Origin of the sequence: Marinobacter sp. UBA2498 (genome assembly GCF_002341575.1) — a bacterium.
In the GTDB taxonomy this organism is placed as follows: Bacteria; Pseudomonadota; Gammaproteobacteria; order Pseudomonadales; family Oleiphilaceae; genus Marinobacter; species Marinobacter manganoxydans.
In genome coordinates this window covers 4,149-4,819 of record NZ_DDOI01000158.1, presented here as the reverse complement: position 1 = coordinate 4,819, position 671 = coordinate 4,149, and the positions used below count along the sequence as shown (strand labels likewise).

Sequence of the window (671 nt, the reverse complement as noted above, 5' to 3'; positions counted from 1 at the left end):
AGCAAATTGCAGACGCTGAATGGTTACATGGCAGAGATGGCCATCCTTGGCTAGGCTATTGTTTTTATTTATGTGAAACGCGATTTCTGGTTCGAAGTTAGTGTTAAGGACGCAGCCAGATTTCTACAATGATAAAGCGTGCTGCCTAATTTGCTGATAGGTCATTTAAATGAGAAAGATTTCTTTGCCCGCAACTAACACCGTTTCTATACCTATTCCACTTGGAGGCAGTGGGAAGGCCGATGAAAATGGAGAGGTTTACTTGGGCGGAATAGGCCCTGATGAAATCTCTACGCTCGGTACTGCAAGAGAGAACGGAATGCACATCATCTGGTCTACTGTTTGCCTGGAAAAAAAGCTCGAAGATACGATTACCGACTTCTTTTTTGGAAAAACGAACTCTCCGACAAGACGCAGGAATGTGTTTGTAAATGAAGTATTACAATCCTCATCTTTCCAGTTTTCGTTTAAAAAGAGCCTCATTAACACGATTACCAAAGAAACTGAGGTACTTAAGGGTAAGGATTCGAGCAGACTTCAGGGGTTCCTCAAAAAAATAATGACTTGGCGCAACGCTTTTGCACATGGAACTCTGAAATTTGATACTAAAGACGGTGCTTTACTATGTTATTTTTCGGGCGGCCACCAGACAATAATCTTGAATGAAGAAT

General features: G+C 41.7%; 1 protein-coding gene. It reads left to right on the top strand.

All coding sequences use genetic code 11. The annotated features are described in order from the left end of the window. Positions 1-169: 169 nt before the first annotated feature. Positions 170-671 (top strand): hypothetical protein (locus B2W52_RS21960; RefSeq protein ID WP_286804090.1); only part of this gene is annotated, 502 nt, incomplete at its 3' end.